The 1,486-nt window shown below is 70.0% G+C and carries 3 protein-coding genes; 2 read left to right on the top strand and 1 reads right to left on the bottom strand.

Annotated elements, in window-relative coordinates:
- A partial coding sequence (locus tag FV228_RS29420; protein ID WP_147857687.1) for a chemotaxis protein CheW occupies nt 1–461 on the bottom strand: 461 nt, incomplete at its 3' end.
- A 209-nt stretch (nt 462–670) separates the two neighbouring features.
- On the opposite strand from FV228_RS29420, the gene FV228_RS29415 reads away from it, so the two are divergent.
- Complete coding sequence (locus FV228_RS29415) at nt 671–919, top strand: hypothetical protein (protein ID WP_147857686.1); 249 nt, start codon at nt 671–673, stop codon at nt 917–919.
- Nucleotides 920–1,280: 361 nt separating this feature from the next.
- On the top strand, nt 1,281–1,486 hold a 206-nt coding region (locus FV228_RS29410; RefSeq protein ID WP_147857685.1), incomplete at its 3' end, for a DeoR family transcriptional regulator.

The raw sequence follows: 1,486 nt of genomic DNA, 5'->3' as shown, positions 1-1,486 counted from the left end.
GCGGCGGCCCGCGTCAGGGCCGCGACCCGGGCCCGTTCCTGCGCGGTCAGCAGGCCCTCGGGCGCCAGGGCGTGCACCAGGCGGTCGCCGATCACGAGTTCGGCGGCCACGCAGCCGTTGAGCGTCCCGGTCTCCTTGGCCGGCCGGATCGCGGAATCCGGGACGATTACGAGGTCGGCGGCGCGATCGACGAGGTAGGCGACCGCGTCGTCGCGGGTCAGCACGAGATGCGCGTAGAGGCCCGGCGCGGACGCCGCGGGGCGCAGGCCGAGCAGCGGGGCCAGATCGATTACCGGGATCGGCGCGCCGCCGAGATTGAGGAAGCCGGCGAGCCAGCCGCCCGTGGCGGGGGGATTGTGCAGGTCCGGCAGGGGCAGGATCTCGGACACCGCCGCGCGCGGCAGGGCGCAGGGCGTTCCGGCGACATCCAGGAGCAGATAGGCCGAACCGCTGCTGGCCAAAGTCGCCCCCTCCCGCACGCATCCCGGTCGCCGTCGCGTCTGGACAGGCCGCGAGATAGGCGCTCGGACCCCGGCAAGCAATCATTCGCCTCCCAAACGCGGGATCGGGGAACCAAGTCTCCTCTGAGCCGCTTATTTTCCGACGCAGCGGCTCGACCCAGACGACGGGTGGCGCCTCGCCTGCGACTGTCTACGCCCAGGGATTGATCATGAGGAAACTTCTGTTGGCCGCCGCGTCGCTGACGCTGCTCGCGGGCTCCGCGTACGCCCAGGGCAACTCGCCCTACAACTCCTCCGGCGCCCAGGCGGGCGGTCCCCGCGGCGGAATGGAGCGCGCCGGCGAAGCCGCCGCCATGGAGCGCGGTGCCGCTCCGGTCGAGCGCCCGATGATGCGCAAGCGCATGAAGCACAAGCGGATGATGAAGCATCACCGCCGGATGCGTCACCACCAGATGTGATCACGCCGGGACGCCGCATGGCGGCGTCACCCGGACGAACGGGCCTGTCGCACTCGCGGCAGGCCTTTTTTGTTGGTGTCTCGGAGCCTTTCAAACGATCCTCTTCGACTATGACATGCGCCCACCCTTTCCCCTTTTGCGGGGGAGGGAGACGACGCGTGTGGCTAGCCGAACTCCATGGTCCGACGAGGGAGATGCCTGCGGCACACCCGCCGCCTGTGCGAATCCGAATCCGCAGCGCCGCGATCCGGTTGCCCCACCGCCCGAGCCGGTTCACTCTCTCGCGAAAGCCGCCACACCCACAAGATGTTCGAAAACGAACATCTGCACCCGCGCGGAGCGGGAAACGCCAGGAGTCTTGATGTCACGACCGCTCGACCGGAGATCCGAGGACAGGGTCGAGGTGTCCGGCGTCGAGGGACGGCGCAGCGCCATCGTGGCGTCCGTGCGCCAGCGGGGCTTCGTCACCATCGAGGCGCTCGCCGCGCAGTTCGGCGTCACCGTCCAGACGATCCGGCGCGACCTCAACGAGTTGAGCGCGGAGGGGCGGCTGGAGCGCTACCGGGG

The sequence above is a fragment of the Methylobacterium sp. WL18 genome (assembly GCF_008040015.1).
GTDB classification, from domain to species: domain Bacteria; phylum Pseudomonadota; class Alphaproteobacteria; order Rhizobiales; family Beijerinckiaceae; genus Methylobacterium; species Methylobacterium mesophilicum.
This window is presented reverse-complemented; position numbering and strand designations above follow the sequence as displayed.